The 16312-nt window shown below is 72.0% G+C and carries 14 protein-coding genes; 12 read left to right on the top strand and 2 right to left on the bottom strand.

The annotated features are described in order from the left end of the window. Window positions 1–42 precede the first annotated feature (42 nt). The 7 genes from ACFYUV_RS33790 (at window position 43) to ACFYUV_RS33760 (ending at window position 9283) form a co-directional block, all read left to right on the top strand. Window positions 43–507 (top strand): GNAT family N-acetyltransferase, encoded by a 465-nt coding sequence (locus ACFYUV_RS33790; RefSeq protein WP_387675696.1) that lies wholly within the window; start codon window positions 43–45, stop codon window positions 505–507. A gap of 78 nt (window positions 508–585) precedes the next feature. Further along, window positions 586–1131 (top strand): hypothetical protein, encoded by a 546-nt coding sequence (locus ACFYUV_RS33785; protein ID WP_387675693.1) that lies wholly within the window; start codon window positions 586–588, stop codon window positions 1129–1131. A gap of 182 nt (window positions 1132–1313) precedes the next feature. Then, on the top strand, window positions 1314–5459 hold the full coding sequence (locus ACFYUV_RS33780; RefSeq protein ID WP_387675691.1) for an AAA family ATPase: 4146 nt from the start codon (window positions 1314–1316) through the stop codon (window positions 5457–5459). Window positions 5460–5592: 133 nt separating this feature from the next. Beyond that, window positions 5593–6180 (top strand): hypothetical protein, encoded by a 588-nt coding sequence (locus ACFYUV_RS33775; RefSeq protein WP_387675689.1) that lies wholly within the window; start codon window positions 5593–5595, stop codon window positions 6178–6180. Window positions 6181–6426: 246 nt separating this feature from the next. Then, window positions 6427–6759 carry a winged helix-turn-helix domain-containing protein gene (locus ACFYUV_RS33770; protein WP_364339121.1) on the top strand — a complete coding sequence of 111 codons (333 nt, stop codon included), beginning with the start codon at window positions 6427–6429 and terminating at the stop codon, window positions 6757–6759. Continuing rightward, window positions 6756–7004, top strand: coding sequence for a hypothetical protein (locus ACFYUV_RS33765; protein ID WP_352326865.1), 249 nt, complete (start codon window positions 6756–6758; stop codon window positions 7002–7004). The genes ACFYUV_RS33770 and ACFYUV_RS33765 overlap by 4 nt, the downstream gene beginning before the upstream one ends. 122 nt (window positions 7005–7126) lie before the next feature. Continuing rightward, entirely contained in the window at window positions 7127–9283 is a 2157-nt protein-coding gene (locus ACFYUV_RS33760; RefSeq protein ID WP_387675686.1) for a serine hydrolase domain-containing protein, read from the top strand. Window positions 9284–9614: 331 nt separating this feature from the next. Here the strand turns inward: ACFYUV_RS33760 and ACFYUV_RS33755 are convergent, their stop codons facing one another. After that, window positions 9615–10502: a TetR/AcrR family transcriptional regulator gene (locus ACFYUV_RS33755; protein ID WP_387675684.1), complete on the bottom strand. Its 888-nt coding sequence runs from the start codon at window positions 10500–10502 to the stop codon at window positions 9615–9617. 63 nt (window positions 10503–10565) lie between these two features. Here ACFYUV_RS33755 and ACFYUV_RS33750 point away from each other — a divergent pair, with 63 nt between their 5' ends. From ACFYUV_RS33750 to ACFYUV_RS33740, 3 genes are all read left to right on the top strand, one after another. Beyond that, window positions 10566–12281, top strand: coding sequence for a right-handed parallel beta-helix repeat-containing protein (locus ACFYUV_RS33750; RefSeq protein ID WP_387675681.1), 1716 nt, complete (start codon window positions 10566–10568; stop codon window positions 12279–12281). A 356-nt stretch (window positions 12282–12637) separates the two neighbouring features. Further along, complete coding sequence (locus tag ACFYUV_RS33745) at window positions 12638–13108, top strand: hypothetical protein (RefSeq protein WP_387675678.1); 471 nt, start codon at window positions 12638–12640, stop codon at window positions 13106–13108. Window positions 13109–13366: 258 nt separating this feature from the next. Beyond that, window positions 13367–14443 (top strand): helix-turn-helix domain-containing protein, encoded by a 1077-nt coding sequence (locus ACFYUV_RS33740; protein WP_387675675.1) that lies wholly within the window; start codon window positions 13367–13369, stop codon window positions 14441–14443. A 19-nt stretch (window positions 14444–14462) separates the two neighbouring features. On the opposite strand, the gene ACFYUV_RS33735 is transcribed toward ACFYUV_RS33740, so the two are convergent. Next, window positions 14463–14981, bottom strand: a complete 519-nt coding sequence (locus tag ACFYUV_RS33735) for a hypothetical protein (protein ID WP_387675672.1) — start codon at window positions 14979–14981, stop codon at window positions 14463–14465. 45 nt (window positions 14982–15026) lie between these two features. Here ACFYUV_RS33735 and ACFYUV_RS33730 point away from each other — a divergent pair, with 45 nt between their 5' ends. Next, complete coding sequence (locus tag ACFYUV_RS33730) at window positions 15027–15896, top strand: SseB family protein (protein WP_387675669.1); 870 nt, start codon at window positions 15027–15029, stop codon at window positions 15894–15896. Continuing rightward, window positions 15893–16300, top strand: a complete 408-nt coding sequence (locus tag ACFYUV_RS33725; RefSeq protein WP_387675667.1) for a hypothetical protein — start codon at window positions 15893–15895, stop codon at window positions 16298–16300. The genes ACFYUV_RS33730 and ACFYUV_RS33725 overlap by 4 nt, the downstream gene beginning before the upstream one ends. The last annotated feature ends 12 nt before the right edge of the window (window positions 16301–16312 follow it).

Genomic DNA, 16312 nt, shown 5'->3' with positions numbered 1-16312 from the left:
ACGGCCTGTCAACTCCCCTGAACCCGACTGGAAAGGATCACTGTGACCACGATCCGTCGTGCCACGCCCGAAGACGCCGCCATCGTGCACGACCTCATTCGCGGCCTGGCCGAACACCAAGGCCAGGCCGCGGCCATCACCGTAGGCGTCGAGGATCTGGAGCGGATGCTCGCCCGCCCCGAGATCACCTACCTGCTCGCCGAGCGGGGCGGCCGGGCCGTCGGCTACGTCTCCTGGCTGGAGCGCATCAGCTTCTGGTCCGGCCAGAACTACCTCGCCCTGGACGACCTGTACGTGACCGGCGCCGAACGCGGCGACGGCGTGGGCGAACGGCTGATGCAGGCCGCGGCCGAAGCCGCCGACGGCAAGGTGATCCGCTGGGAGGTGTCCGAAGCCAACGTCGCCGCGCAACGCTTCTACGCCCGCATCGGCGCGACCCTCACCGCCAAGAAGATCTGCCGCTGGCAACCGGCGCGGACTCGCCCGGAACCGTCGAACACCTGGTGAACGGCGTGGTATCCGCTTCTTCGCCGGGGCTCGCCCGCATACTGGGGACACGCCCCCTCCCATCGTCAATCGCTTCACATGCCCGTCGAGAGGGAGATCATGAGGGTTGTGGCGACATTCGGCCTGCTCGCGGCCCTTGTCGCAACCCCCTGCACGATCGCGGCGGGCGCGCCCGTCCTGCCGATGCCCGACCCTCCGGTGGAGGAGGGCGACAGCGCCGATCTCCAGACCAACCCTGAGGGAGCGGCGGGCCGGCCCAAGGCACCGGCGGGTATCGGCAATTGGACGGGGGTCAAGATCAGGCCGCGTCGCCCGCGTCAGGACAGTTACGTTCGCGTGCTCGTACGCTGCCCCGCCGAGGCCACCGACGCGATCGTGGCCGCCAAACCGTTCAACCCGCCGGGTTCGAGGACGTTCCGCACACAGCTGGGCGTCGGGATGAGGAACAACCGGGGCTTCGACAAGATGTACCTCTCCTACGACGCGCTCCTCGGCCGGCGCAGGGTCACGCTGAAATGCGTGAAGGTCACCATGCTGGAGCACCCGCGCAGGAGAGTGATAGAGCTGGTCAGCCGATCCGGCACCTACGTCTTCGTCCGAAGGTTCGAGCCCGGCAAGTTCTGACCGGTCACCCTATGCGAAGCCACCGCCCGGCGCCGGGCCCTGGCCGGCGCATGTCGTGACGGCGTCCGGTGACAGCGATCATTGTGCTCGAAAGGCATCCCCGTCCCCTGCCACAGCGGCATACTCTCGCGCAGGAACCTGATCAGGACGCGTACCGTTGATCATCTCGGAGGAGGGGATCGATGGCACCTGCCGACGACCACGGCTTGCCGGACGACCTGCGTACGGAGATGCGCCAGGGCTTCGGGCGCTGGATGTCCGGCCCTGCCAAGAGCCGGCAACCGCGCCGGGTCAAGCGCTGGAGCGCGAACGCGATGCTGGGCATGCTCGCCGCCGCCACCGCCGCGCCCGTCATCGTGAGCGTGGCGACCGGTCAGGCCGTCCCGGAACTGATCTCGTCGACGGGTGGCCTGGGCACGAACATCCTCAGCGAGCTGATCGTCCGCCTCGCCGACAGGATGCGCTCGCCCAGCAGGGAGCTCGCCGAGAGCGAACTGCTCGCCGAACTCCGCACGCTGCTGGAGGCCGACGACGAGCGTGCCGCCGCCCTGAGCCGCGAGCTGGCCAGGCTCCTGCGCGGCGTCGGCGCCACCGAGATCATCGCCGAGTCGTCCGGCTGGGCCGAGGCCGCCGAGACGCTGGACCTGCTCGGTTCGAGCTTCTCCGAGCTGGCGTTCCTGCAACTGGAGCTGAACGAGACGGTACGCAGGATCGAGGCCGCCGTACAGGAGCAGAACACGGCGCTCCAGCGGCAGGAGGACCGCCTCGACCGCGTGTCGGAGCTCGCGCGTGATGTGCACTGGCTGCGCTGGAGGACCGAGCCCGAGCCACAGGCGGACGTCCCGCTCGCCGGGTGCCCGTACATGGGGCTCAAGCCGTACGGGGTGCTGAACCGGCCGTTCTTCTACGGGCGGGAGGAGGAGACGGAGCTGCTGCGCGAGGCGATGGCAGCCAGGGTGCGGGGGCCGGGGCTGCACCTGCTGGCGGGGGCCTCGGGCGCGGGCAAGACGTCGCTGCTGCACGCCGGGGTGCTGCCCAGCCTGTCCTCCGGCCTGCCCGGTCTGCCCGAGGCCGCGCGGTGGCCGCGTACGATCATGAATCCGACCCGGGCCCCGCTCGCCCAGCTGAAGGCCCGGCTGGGCGCCGCCTTCGGCTTCGAGTGCCCCGCGCTGGAGCAGCAGCCGCACCGCGCGCACGAGGTCGTCCACGAACTCCTCGTCCGGCACGCGGAAGACCGTCCGCCGGGCCGCCTGATCCTCATCGTCGACCAGTTCGAGGAGATCTTCACGCTCGTCCGTTCAGCGGGCGAGGCCGAGGCGTTCCTGGAGGTCCTGCGCGCGATCAGCGAGGAGCCGGTCGGCCCTGACGACGCTCCGGCGGCCGTGGTCGTCCTCGGGGTGCGCGCCGACTTCTGGGGACGGTGCGCCGAGCACGACCTGCTGCGCGCCGCCCAGGACAGCCGGTCGACCACGCTCGGGCCCATGAGCGATTCCGGGCGTCTCCAGGCCGTGGTCGGCCCGGCGGAGAAGGCCGGGCTGAAGGCGGAGAGCGCGCTGGTCCAGGTGCTCATGGACGAGCTCAGGGCGCGGCCCAAGGACATGGGCGTGCTCCCGCTGCTCTCCCAGGCCATGCTCATGACCTGGCGCAACCGCGAGGGCGACCGCCTCACCCTGCGAGGCTACGACCGCGCGGGACGGATCGAACAGGCCGTGCGCAACGCCGCCGAGGAGGTCTACGGGGATCTGCCGCCGCACCGGCAGGAGGTGGCGCGCCGGCTCTTCCTCCGGCTGACCCAGGTGGTGCCCGACGGGCACGCCCGCAGGACGCTGCCGCTCGACCGGGTGGACGACGACGGCCGCGCGGTCCTGCACGCCTTCGCCGCGATGCGCCTGGTCGTCCTCGGCGAGAAGGCCGCCGAGATCTCCCACGACGTGCTCCTGGACGCCTGGCCCCGGCTGGGCGGGTGGCTGGAGGGCGACCGGCCGGGGCGCCTGCTCGTCGCCAGGATGCAGCAGCAGGCCGAGGACTGGGAACAGCAGGGAAGACGCGCCGAGCTGCTGTACCCGGCGCGCCGGCTCAAGGAGGTCAGGCTCGTCCTGGACCGCTGGGCGGGCGACGACCGCTACCCGGCGGTCGAGCCGGTGGCCGCACGCTTCCTGGAAGCCTCCACGGCGTCGCTGCGCCGGCGCCGGGTTGTCCGGCTCGCGTTCGGAACCGCGGCGGTGGCGGCGGTGACCGTGGCGGGATTGCTGGCGGCGAACTCCGTCCAGGAGGCCGCGGCACGCGACCGGCGCGCGATGTCGGCGGCCGTCGATTCCCGGAGCCGCTCGGTGCGGCAGGACGACCCGTTCCTGGCCGGCCTGCTCTCCGCCACCTCCTTCCGGATCGCGCCCGGCGACGAGAGCCGGCAGGGCATGATCGACTTCCTGGCCACCACGGCACGCGCGGTGCTGCCGAGCGCGGACGTGGCCGCCTTCAGCCCCGACGGCGCCAGGCTCGCCACGATCGAGACGGACGGCGTCATCAAGCTGCTGGACACCCGCACCCGCCGGCCGATCCTGACGATCCCGACCGGGCACACCGGCGCCGTCCATCACCTGCGATTCAGTCCCGACGGGAAGACGCTGGCCACCTACGGGCAGGACCACACCGTACGGCTGTGGGACGCGGCGTCGGGCAGGCCGCTCGCCGCCCCGATCCAGCCGGTCGCCGACATCGGCGACCACACCGGCCGGATCTCCTCGATCGCGTTCGCCCCTGACGGCCGTACTCTCGCCGTCGCCACGACGGGCGGACGCGTCACGTTCTGGAACGGGGACCGCTCGGACGGACGGCAGATCCAGACGGGAGGGCCCGTCGACGCGATGACGTTCGGGCCGGACGGCCGGACGTTGCGCGCGGTGGTCAACGGCAGGCTACGAGTCTGGGACAGATCCACCGGGCGGGCCTCATCGGCGATCCCCGGAACGGTGACGCATGCCGATGTGTCCGGCGACCTCCTGATCACCTCGACCGGCGACGAGGTCCGGCTCTGGAACGCCGCCACCCTCCGGCCCGCCGGCGCGATCCGTACCGGCCCGATCGACGGGCTGGCCCTCAGCGACGACGGCGGCACTCTGGCCGTGATCAGCGGCAGGCGGAACATCCAGTACTGGGACCTCACCACCCGCCGCCGCGTCGGCACGACCGTCACCGGCCACACCGGCGACATCCATGCCGTGCGCTTCGCGGCGGGCGACACCCTCCTCGCCACCGTCGGCGGCGACGCGACGGCGCGGCTCTGGAACGCCAAGGCCATGACCGAGCTCGGCGCCGCCGTCCAGGCCGGTGACTCCGCCACCGTCTCCTTCACCCCCGACGGGCGGGCCCTGGCGATGGCGACGGAAGGCGGCCTGCGGCTGCGGGACCTCGCCACGGGCCGGCTCCAAGCCCTGCCGCCCGGCGCGATCGCCCTGTCCCCCGACGGCCGTACCGTCGCCACCGTGACCGGCGGGAAGCTGACGCTCAAGGACCGCGCGACCGGCCGTCCGACCGGCACGCCGCTGCCCCTGGCGGACGGACGAGTCGCGTTCAGCGCGGACTGGCGTCTGGCCGCGATCGCCGTCGAGAACGACATCCAGGTCTGGAACCTCGCCACCGGCAAGCCCGTCGGCCCCGTCATGACCGGCCACGGAGCCGGCCCGCAAAGCTACGACCCCGACAGCACCGTGGTGACCGGCCCCGTCGACGGCATCGCCGACATGGCGTTCACCCCCGACGGCAAGCTGCTGGCCTCGGTCGGGGTGGACCTGACCCTGCGGTTCTGGGACGTCGGCACCGGCTCCTCGACCCGGTTCGTTGACGACTCGACCGAGTGGGTGGAGATCGACCGGGCCGGCCGCCGCGCGGTCACCCTGGGGATCTCGTCCGACGAGAAGCACGCCGTCATCCGCGTGTGGGACGTGGCGACCCGGCAGCCGATCGGCGACGCCTGGCAGGCCCACGGCATCGGCGGCGCCGGGGCCGCCGCGTTCAGCCCCGACGGACGCGTCATCGCCACCGGAGGCCGCGACGGCGAGATCCGGCTCTGGGACGTGGCCACCCGCCGCCCCCTCGGCAACCCGCTCGCCGGACCCCGAGCGGACGTCACCTCACTGGCGTTCAGCCCGGACGGCGCCACGCTGGCCGGCGCGAGCTCCGACGGAACCGTACGACGGTGGGCCGTCGCGTTCCCCGAGGATCCGCTGGCGGCGGTGTGCGAGGTGGCCGGACGGTCACTGACGCAGGAGGAGTGGCGTCGTAACCTGCCGACGACCACGCCACCGGAGAGCCTGGCCTGCGCCCCCTGAAGGGCGCGAGCGCGCCCCCCGCCGGGCCTGCGAGGTCAGCCCCGGCAGACGGCGTAGGCCCGGATGATCGTCTGGGTCAGGGCGCCGCCGGACGTGCCGGATCGCTCCGCTCCGCAAGGAGCCGGAGCCCGAGGTGGATCGCGACCGGCGCACGACTCTTGAGACGTGGCACAGCCTGGACGGCAAGCAGCTGGCGCTGGACAACGGGCGCGGCAAGCTCGTCACGGAGGAGTACGGCACCGGCGTCACGGGCGCGGACCTGGCCGAGGCGCCGGTCACACCCGAGGAGATGATCGCCAGGATCGGGGCGAGCGTCGACGCGATCCCCGTGACGGAGTTCGACGACGCCGACGCGACCAGGCAGCAGCGGATCTTCCGGACGATCTCCCAGTTGCTGGGCGAGCAGCCGCTGGTCGCCGACGTGCGGGCCGCGTTGTTCCGGGCGCTGCCCATGATCCAGGGGGTCGCGGTCAAGCAGGACGCGATCGACGCGGCAGGCCGCCACGGGGTCGCGTTCGCGTACACGGGGACCTGGGAACGCTTCGAGATCATCGTGAGCGCGCAGGACTACCAGTTCTTGGGGACGTACGGCGAGAGCGTCGCCGATCGCACCTTCGACCTTCCTGGCGGCGCGACCCGCACGGTCAAGGCGGGCACTCCTCTGGTGTGGAGCGCACGGATGACGGCCAAGGTCGTCGACAAGGCCGGAGACCAGCCGTAGGAGAGCTCGAGGTAAGGCGATCCACATCCCGACGCGGCGAGACGTGATCACGCCGCTTGACCACGACGCGAGCCTCACGATGGGCGCGGCCACCAGGCCGCGCCCATCGTCATGTGCGCCTCGGACTCGCCCGCCGCGCCCGGAACCCCACGACGTGGCCGACCTCAGCGTCCCGGGTTTGACGCGTACACTTGCACCTGTAAGACTGAACTAACAGGTGCAAGACAGACCCTCTCCAAGGACGACATGCCGACCAGCGAAGAGTTGCTCCGCCTGCTCGGCGCGGTCGGGCATCCACTCAGGTTGCAGATCCTCGCCGAGCTCGCCGGCGGCCGAATCCACGTCAGCGAGCTGGCTCGCCGGATCAAGGTGTCCCGCGCGCTGCTCTACATGCATCTGGAGCGGCTGGAGAAGGCGGGGCTGATCGAAGGGCGGCTGGAGCTGTCGGCCGACGGCAAGGCGATGAAGTACATCGAGCTGCTGCCCTTCGAGCTCACCCTGACGATCGACACCGTCCTCGCGGCTCTGCGCGCGGACGACGAGGAAGGACCCCATCAGGTGCAGGAGACCCCGCAGTGATCGACATCGGTTCCATCGTGATCCCCATCGTGGTCGTGCTGATTCTGTTCGGCGCGATCACGGCCTGCATGGCGTTCTACTTCCGGTTCGAACGGCACCGCACCGACGTGCTGACCGCCGAGATGGCCAGATATCGCGAACTGGCCGAGCAGGCCGTGCAGCGACAGGGTGAGGTGCAGGCCAGGCTGGGCGAGCTGACGGAGAAGGTCGCGGCGATGGAGAGGATTCTGCTCAGCGTCGACTGACGAGCCTGTGACACAGGTCCGGGGGCGAGCGGCAACTCACCCCCGGACGGCGGAACCGCACGACCACGCCGTGACGGCGTGCCTTTGACGCGTACGTGCTCCCACAGAAAGGAGAGCAGCTCATGCTGCTCGAACGCAAATCATCCCGCTGGCGTGCCCTCATGTGCTCGCTGGCGGTGGCCGCGCCGCTGCTGGCAGTGAGCGCCCCCGCCGCCGCGACGGCGGCCGATCCGGCACGGTCGGCACGGCAGTTCGCCGACGCCTACGTGCCCCGCCAGCTCAAGGAGCACCACATCCCGGGGGCGTCGATCGCCGTCGTGGCCGGCGGCCGTCAGGTCTTTGCCCAGGGGTACGGCGTCGCCGACGTGGAGACCGGCCGTCCCGTGGACGCCGAGCGGACGGTCTTCGCCCCCGCGTCGGTGGCCAAGCTGATCACCGCCACCGCCGTCATGCAGCTCGTCGAACGAGGCCGGATCGACCTGAACGCCGACGTCAACCAGTACCTCACCACGTTCAAGATCGACGACGCCTACCCGGGCCGGCCGGTCACCATGGCGAACCTGCTGACCCACACCGCCGGGTTCGCCGGCGGTGACTTCGGCACCGGCGCGGCCACCGCCCGTGATGTGCACCCGCTCGGCGCCCACCTCGCCGACCACCAGCCGCCCCGGATCCGGCCGCCCGGCACCAGGGCCGTCTACTCCAACTACGGGATGGGCCTGGCCGGCTACCTGGTCGAGGTGCGCTCGGGCCTGCCCTTCCACCAGTACGTGCAGGAGAACATCTTCCGCCCGCTCGGCATGACGCACTCCAGCATGGCCCAGCCCGAGCCCGGCCCCGTCGCCGAGGCGCTGGCCCCCGGTTACCGTCTCCAGGACGGCCACCAGGTCCGGGCAGAAGGGGCCAAATACGGGCACATGCCGCCGCACGGAGCCGGCTTCCGCTCCACCGCCACCGACATGGCCGCGTTCATGCTGGCCCAGCTGACCGGCGGCAGGGGGATACTCAGGCCGGACAGCGTGCGGCTCATGCAGAGCCGCCACTTCGGCAACGCCGATGGCACCGCCGGCATGGGGTACGGCTTCCAGGAGTACACCAGGAACGGCCGGCGCCTGCTGGTGCACCGGGGCAACATTCCCGGCTACTTCGCGATCATGGCGCTGATCCCCGACCGGGGCATCGGCGTCTACGCCTCCTACAACGGCATCGGCAAGGGCGGCCCCGACTCCGCCTGGTCCCTGGTCAACGCCTTCGCCGACCGCTTCGCCCCGGCCCCCGCCCCGGCGGACGGCACGCCGGGCCCGCTGCCCGACGTCGCCCAGTACACCGGCACCTACCGTACGGCCCTGGCCGCCGACATGACCGACCTGGGCAAGCTCAGCTCGCTCACCGGCACCGTGACGGTCAGCGCGGCCGGCGACGGCCTCCTGACCACCACCGGCGCGGTCGCGCTCGGCCCCACCGAGAGCCGCCAGTGGACGCAGATCGCCCCCGCCCTGTTCCGTGAGAAGAACGGCTACCGCACCATCCGGTTCCGCCCCGACGGCCTGCTGGCCACGGAGAACCCGGCGGGGCCGCTGGAGCGCCTGGCCTGGTACCAGTCGCCCACCTTTCATCTCGGCGTGCTCGGCGTGAGCCTGACCGTGCTGCTGCTGTCGGCTGTGGGCGGACCCCTCGCGCATGCCGTACGCCTCGCCCGGCGCCGCCGCAGGCCCACCGGCTCCGGCGGGTCCGGCGGGTCCGGCGGGTCCGGCGGGTCCGGCGGGTCCGGCGGGTCCGGCGGGCCCGGCGGGCCCGGCGGGCCCGGCGGGTCCGGCGGGTCCGGCGGGTCCGGCGGGCCCGGCATGGATGGCGGGCCCGGCAGCTTTGGCGGGGCCGGCGGGGTCGGCGACGGATCCGCAGTCGCGGGTGCTTTCGGGGTCGCCGCCGGAGGCGGGCGGGCGGCGCGGCGGCGGCCGGTTCGCGGGCCACGCCTGGCCGGGCTGCCCGCGTGGATCACGGCGGTGCTCGTCACGGCCTCCGCCGGATCGCTCGTGGCGATGTTCGCCGACTTCGACGCCAACCAGGCCGAGTTCTTCCTGGGCGGCAGCCCGTTGTTCACGGCCATCACCACGCTGCCCGTCCTGGCCGCGGCCGGGGCCGGGGTGACGCTGGTCACCGCCGGGCTGGCCTGGGTCAAGGGCTGGTGGACCCTGGCCGGACGGGTTCACTGCACCGTCGTGGTCCTCGCCGCGCTCGCCTACCTGAGTGTGGCCGCCGCCTACAACCTGATCGGCTGAGAGCCTCCGGCGGCTCCGCCGCCCGAACGGTTGGCAGGAAGGCTAAGCCGCGAGTGCCGCGACTACCTGCTCATCCAGGCGGGCGGCACCTGCGCAAGGTCCTGACCGAACACGGGCGCCATGTCAACCAGCATCGCCCGCATCAAGACCGCTCCCTCCTCCCCCCTTGCACGCCCCCAGCCAGGTGATCGACATGACCTCCCCGATCCACCGCCGGAGGACCGTCCCAGGACTGATCGCCGAGTACCGCGGAGCAGCCTGATCGCTCTACGAACGCCCAGTTCAGCAACGGTATTCGCGTTCGAGCACCGCACAGGCCCGCCGGGTTGGGTCAGTCGGCCGCTCTGCGCTTGCGGTAGGCGCGTTGCTGGCAGGCTCGCGAGCAGTAGACGCGAGGGCGGCCCGAGGGGGCGGATTCCAGTGGTGTGCCACACTCGGGGCATCTTTCGTCACGGCTTTCGTCACGCTCTCGGATCAGCACCTCGACGCCGTCGAGGAGGCGGCGCAGGCCGAAGGTGAAGGAGTCCTCCGGGTCGTCCCAGCCGCCCGTCTCCCACAGGCGCGAGAGGGCGGGAAAGCGGTCGAGGCGTTCGTACAGGGAGTCGCGGGCACCCCACCACTCCTGCTCGGACACGCCGCTGCGGCGTTCCTCGCGCCGGGTCTCGGCCAGGAGCAGCGCCTCGGCGTCCACGAACCGGCCGAGCAGGCCGACCACCGCGACCACCTCGGACGGCCGCAGCGCGGTGCCGGTCAGCGCGCCGAGCATGTGGTCGTAGTGGGCGACCGCGTTCGGGCCCGGCAGGTGGCGGGAGCCGCGCACCTCGGCCAGCCACGGGTGCCGCATGCGGAGCTCCCACGCCCGCCGGGCCGCCTCCTCCAGCCGCCCTCGCCAGCCGCCATCGGCGTCCGGGCCGGCGTCCAGAGAAGTGTCCGGGGCGGCGTCCGAAGTGGTGACGAGGGCTTCGCCCAGCACCTCGTCGCGCATCAGGTCCACGAGCTGGTCGCGGCCGGGTACGTGGCGGTAGAGGGACATGGTCGTGAAGCCCAGCCGGTCGGCGACCTTGCGCATCGACAACCCCTCCAGGCCCTCGGCGTCGGCCAGCTCGACCGCGGCCCGCACGATCCGGCCCAGGCTGAGGCCGGGCCGCGGCTCCCGTTCCGCGTCCCGCCACAGCAGCTCGACCCCTTGGTCCGGGTCCCCCGCCACACCTCGTGCCATTGGCACCTCCCTCGTTTATGGTGTACTACTCCGTGTACGCCATAAACAGCAAAGGGGAAACCTGTGTTCCACTTCCATGTCGCACCCGGCGGGGACGACTCCTGGCCCGGCTCCCTCGACCGCCCCTTCGCCACCGTCCGACGCGCCCGGGAGGCCGCCAGGGAGTCCGGCGGGGAGTCCGTCGTCCATCTCAGGCGCGGCGTCCACGTGCTGGGCGAGCCTCTGGAGCTCACCGAGGCCGACTCGGGCACCGTCTACCAGGCGTACGGCCACGGCACCCCCGACCAGGAGGACGTCGTGCTGAGCGGTGGCCGGACGATCACCGGCTGGCAGGTGCGCGACGGCGTCTGGCTGGCCGACGTCGGCGACCTGGAGACCCGCCAGCTCTACGTGGACGGCCGCCGCGCCGAACGGGCCGGGATCGAGGGGTTGCCCGGTTCGTCCCCGGCCGCGACCGCCACCGGCTACGTCACCGACAGCGCCGCGCCGCTGGCCTGGACCAGCCCGCGCGACGTGGAGTTCGTCCACCGCGGCGTGTACCCGTGGACCGAGGGCCGCCTGCCCGTCGCGGACGTCGCCCAGGACGGCGACCGGACCGTGATCACCATGGCGACGCCCGCCTTCCGGTGGGCCGCCGAGCTGTACAACTCCACCTGGGAGGGCACCACCTCCGCCGGTCCCGGCCTGCCCACCAGGATCGAGAACGACCCGAGCTTCCTGCGCGAGCCGGGCACGTTCGTGCTCGACCGCTCACGGCCGGGCCACCACGTGCTGCGCTACCTGCCCCGTCCCGGCGAGGACCCGGCCCGTACGCGGGTGGTCGCCCCGGCGCTGGAGACCCTGGTACGCGGGTCCGGCGCGCGGCGGGTGACCTTCCGCGGGCTGACGTTCGCCGAGGCGACCTGGTTGCGTCCGAGCCGCCCCGAGGGCTTCGTGCACTATCACGGCAGCGGCTTCTACGAGGGCGGCGGCGGCGGCGTGGCGGAGCTGGGCGAGGGGGCGTCCGTGACGTATCCCACGGCTTCCGTGACGATTCCCGCCTGCGTCACGTTCGAGGACTGCTCGGACGTGGTGATCGAGGGGTGCCGGTTCACCAGGCTGGGGGCGTCCGGGCTGGGGGTGTCCGGCGGCGAGGGGCACGTCGTGCGCGGCTGCGACTTCGACACGCTCTCGGCGGGGGCCGTCGTGGTGACGGGCAGCCGCGGCACGCTGATCGAGGACAACGGGGTGCGCGGCGTCGGGCTCGAATATCCGGGATCGCCGGGGATCGCGGTGATGGGGACGTCCGGGTGCGTCGTCGCGCACAACGAGGTCAGGGACGTGCCGCACTGCGGGATCACCGCCGGTCCCGGCGATGGCACCCGGATCGTACGCAACCGGACCGTCGACACCATGCAGGTGCTGGCCGACGGCGGCGGCGTGTACGTGTCGGGGCCGCAGGGCGGTTCCCATGACGACGGGGCGCTGGTGCTGGGCAACGTCATCGAGGACACCCGCACGCCGTACAACTTCGGGCTCTACACCGACTACGGCGCCTCCTGGGTTCGGGTGGAGGAGAACGTCGTCGCGCGCGCCGACAACACGGCGGTGCTGCACGTGGGCCCGCCGCTGGAGAACGTCGTCTACCGGGGCAACTTCTGGGACGCCGACCCGCTCGGCCACGACGCCCCGCCACCCGGGGTCACGTACGAGGAGAACCGCACCATCAAGGACGAGCAGGAACTGAACGCCGCGACCACCGCCATCCGCGCCCAGGCGGGCCCGCGCCGCACCCTCTGACGAACGCACGCCCGAGCCGGGACCAGTCGTCCCGGCCGGGCCGGTCGCGAGCGACGAGCACTCGATCGGCAGGCGGCCCGACAGCCCCGCCTCGGCCGCATGGCGAAACTGCCGGCGCAGTCATCGAGCACGCCATACGGGCTGCCGGCCGCCGTTCCTGATTCGAGACCGTGATGGCAAGGTCACCGTTCTCATGGACGAGATCTCGCCAGAATCGGTATCCAGACCGTATTCACCGGCATCCGAATGCCGCGCATGAACTCCATCATGGAACGGTCGGTGCAGACACTGGACCGCGGTCATCAAGCCCTCGACCGGCTCCACAGGCCGCCGCCGCTAGGCTCCGACGTGTTGGGATGCAGCCGGGAAGGGATCCGATCATCAGCAGCGACTTTGCCTCTCCGCCGGAGGACCGGTCACGGCCGGCGCGCCGCCGCGTCACCGAAGCGGCCGTCCTGAGCGCCCACGACCAGAGCCCGGCCGAGATCGCCCAATGGACCTGCCCGCATGGGCGGCATGCCGGCCATGGCTGCGTCGCCTGCTACCACGCCTGTGCCGAGGCCGATCCGGCACATCCGCAATGGGAGGTCGCGGCGTGGTTCACCACCGAGCGGCCGATCCCCATCAGGGCGTTGCAGGACGTGCACCGCCACGACCGCGGGCTCACGCTGACCCAGCCGTCGACGCCCCTGGTCTACCTTCTGAGCGCACGGGTGACAGCCGCTCTGGGCGTGGAGGCGGTGGCGGGAGTGGTGGGGTTCCTGGTGCAGAACCGGCACATCGTCGACGCGTTCACGGTGACGGAGATCCGCGCCGTCCACTCCTGAACGCCCCTCGCCGGGCGCCGCGGGCTGTGCGGCACCCGGCGTCGCGCACCGCGGCCCCTGGAGGACTGCGCCGGGCACCGCTGCACCGCGCCAACGCGGGAATCGACCCGTGCCCGATGGTCCCAGCCGTTCCACGCCCCGCCGGACGACCCCGAAGATGGGGGTCAGGCAGAGCGTTCGGGCTGTCCATCGATTGCGGCAGCGAGTTGACGCGCTGTTGGTCTTGCGGCCGGGGCCAGGCTTGTGGACCCTTGGACGGTGGCCGACAGCGTAGACGCGGTGTGCGATCACCCGTACCGGAGTTCCTGGATCCACCGCACGGTCAGACCGAGCCCGGTGGTCTCTCTGTCCACCGATGCGATCCCAAGGAAGGATCGCCTGGAGTGGTGGGCGCACATCGCCGCGCACGAGGTCGTCCCCACAGCGCTGTCCAGCGAGCACGCCGAGGACTTCCACGGCCGGGTGCGGTCCATCGACCTGTCGCATGTGCGGGTGGGCGACTTCACGATGTCGCCGCTGAAGGGCCGGCGCACCCCGGCCCACATCAGCCGGCACGACCCCGAAGGCTACGAGCTCTTTCTGCTGCACAACAACGCGAACCGGCTGCGGCAGCACGGCAACGAATCCTTGTTGCAAGCCGGTGACATGGGCTTGTTCGACACCTCCTCCCCGTACGTGACCGAGTTCCTCGGCACGGACCGGCCGACCCGGGTGACGCTGCTGTTCCTGCCACGCGATGCACTGCCGCTGACCAGCGGCCAGATGGAGCGGCTGCTGGCCACCAGGCTCCGGGCGGCCACCGGCTCGGGGGCGCTGCTGTCCCGCTACCTCACCGGCCTGCTGGAGCACGCCGACGGTTGCCACCCTGCCGAGCTGCCTCGCCTCGGCACCATCGGCGTGGACCTGGCCGCCGCCTTCCTGGCCGCGCGGATCGACGCCGGCCGCCAACTGCCGGCCGAGAGCCGGCAGCGGATCCTGGCAGCGCGGATCGACGCCTTCATCGACCAGCATCTCGGCGACGTCGATCTGGGGCCGTCGAGCATCGCCGCGCACCACCACATCTCCGTACGCACCCTGCACGCGCTGTTCGAGCAGCGGCACGAGACCGTCAGCGCCACCATTCGCCGGCGTCGGCTCGAACGTTGTCACGCCGACCTGGCCGACCCGCGGCTCAAGGACGATCCGATCGGCGAGATCGGCATGCGCTGGGGTTTCAGGAACGGCGCCGAGTTCAGCCGCGCGTTCCGCACCGCCTACGACCTCAGCCCGAGGGACCATCGCCGCCGGTCGCTCGCGGGACACGACCACCAGGACAGTCCGCACACGCCGGCCTGACCGGCCCGGCCGGGGAAGGTCAGCGGTCAGCGAGATCGCGGTAGGTGTCCCTGACGACCATCAGGCGGTCGCGGCGGAACCGAGGGGGCTCGGCGGCGCGCACCTCCCGTCCGCGGGCGGACCAGAAGGCCGCCGCGGGGACGTCGTCCTGCCCCTCGGGGATGAACTTGAGCACTTCCTCCACGGCCGAACGAGCCATGGACAGCGCCCGGCGGGCGTTCTCCGGGTCTTCGGGGACGTTACCGGCCGTGAGGTCGGCGAGCCACATCCACTCCCCGGCGTCGAGCAATTCGGACGGCTCCGCGCCGCCGAACGTCGGCCAGCCGACCGGCATGACCTCGCGCCCGGGCAGCGAGAACAGGTACTCCCGCGCCGCGCCGCAGTCTTCACAGGCACCCGAGTAGCACGTGGCCAGCGCGCCATCGACGCTGACCACGCCGCTGTCCCACTCGGTCTCCATCGAGCCGCACGCGCAGGGGTTCAGGTCGAGGTACACGAGAGCCTCGTCGCGGGTGCGGGCAATCGGCCGATCCGTCACACGCGCAACCTACAGGGAAGTGGATCAACCCACTAGGGTGTCGCCATGCAGGCACCGACCGCGTTCGAGCAGCGGCTCCAGAAGGCGCACGGGCGGCACGACCTCACCACCTGCCTCGCGCTGCTACGCCACGCCGACTTCGCCTGCCCGGTCAGCGACGCCGCCGCCCGGGGCGAGGAAGCCGTGGCCTGGCCGACGTACGCGGGGGCCGACCGGGTCTGGGTGACCGTGTTCACCTCCGAGGAGGCGATGCGGGAGGCCACGGGCGGCGCGGCCCGGCATTTCCGGGTGTTGTCGCTGGTCGAGCTCGCGGCGGGCTGGCCCGACCCGCGCTGGGGGCTGGCGGTCAACCCGGGGCTCGAACCGGCGTTCCTGCTGGAGTCGGGCACGGTCGCGCGGCTGGCGGTGCCCACGCTGGAGCAGGACCTGGTGGCCGAGCCCGGTCATGGCGTCCCGATCGTGCAGAAGCTGCTGCAGGTGGCGCAGATCCAGGAGTTGCTGGACGACGAACGGCCGCGCGTGTCCGGCTACTGCCATCACGCGCTCGACGTCGAACACATCGCGACCCCTTCGGTGCTCGCCGACGCGCTGCTCCAGGAGGACGCGCTGACCGCGGAGGGCGCGGTCAACCTGTTGCGCTGGCCGGCCGTCGGGGTGGAGCTCTACCGCACCCCGTACGGCGGCGTCGACGAGCGGGGCCGGACGGCGATGGCCGGCTGGGTGATCGAGGAGCCGCCGTTCGCCGGCATGGGCCTGGTGCCGAACGCCGCCGAGACCATCAGGGAGTACAAGATCGACGGCGTCGGCCTGCCGCACGGCGCCGAGATCGTGGAGCTGGGGTCCGACGGCGAGGAGCGCGTCCAGGCGAGGTACGACGCCGACCTGGGCCGCTGGCTGATGGTGGCGGACCGGTGAACGGGGAGTCGTACCGCGCCCGCTGGGACGGGACGGAGTACGAGGCTTCGCCGGACCTCGTCGACGGCCGGCTGTTCATGCGCCTGTACGCCCCGGCCCCCGCGGACGGTTTCGAGGAGGCGGCGCCCGGCCGGTTCGTACGCGCGGTTCCCGCGGCCGGCTGCGCGGCCGTCTGGCACGTGACGACCTTCTGCGAGTGGCGCGGCGCCCCCTTCCTGGTGCACGCGGAACGGGAGGCGGAGCTACTCGTCGAGTACACCGGCGGGAACGCGTTGCACGCGGCCGGGCTCGGCCTGGAACGGATTGAGCGCGGCGTGTACCGCGCCTGGGTGCGGCGGGAGGAGGTCTCAGCGCTCGGCGAGCAGGCTGTGATGATCGGGGCGGCCGGTGAACAACATCCTTGATGATCTCTTTCG

Source organism: Nonomuraea sp. NPDC003560 (assembly GCF_042878785.1).
Classification (GTDB): domain Bacteria; phylum Actinomycetota; class Actinomycetes; order Streptosporangiales; family Streptosporangiaceae; genus Nonomuraea.
The sequence above is the reverse complement of the archived record's forward strand: the minus strand, read 5'-3'. Positions and strand labels throughout refer to the sequence as shown.

Excerpts from the sequence above, each read along its gene's own strand:
- ACFYUV_RS33745 (WP_387675678.1), top strand. The coding sequence starts at position 12,638 with ATGCAGCCGGGAAGGGATCCGATCATCAGCAGCGACTTTGCCTCTCCG.
- ACFYUV_RS33770 (WP_364339121.1), top strand. The coding sequence starts at position 6,427 with ATGCCGACCAGCGAAGAGTTGCTCCGCCTGCTCGGCGCGGTCGGGCAT.
- ACFYUV_RS33730 (WP_387675669.1), top strand. The coding sequence starts at position 15,027 with ATGCAGGCACCGACCGCGTTCGAGCAGCGGCTCCAGAAGGCGCACGGG.
- ACFYUV_RS33780 (WP_387675691.1), top strand. The coding sequence starts at position 1,314 with ATGGCACCTGCCGACGACCACGGCTTGCCGGACGACCTGCGTACGGAG.
- ACFYUV_RS33785 (WP_387675693.1), top strand. The coding sequence starts at position 586 with ATGCCCGTCGAGAGGGAGATCATGAGGGTTGTGGCGACATTCGGCCTG.
- ACFYUV_RS33755 (WP_387675684.1), bottom strand. The coding sequence starts at position 10,502 with ATGGCACGAGGTGTGGCGGGGGACCCGGACCAAGGGGTCGAGCTGCTG.
- ACFYUV_RS33760 (WP_387675686.1), top strand. The coding sequence starts at position 7,127 with ATGCTGCTCGAACGCAAATCATCCCGCTGGCGTGCCCTCATGTGCTCG.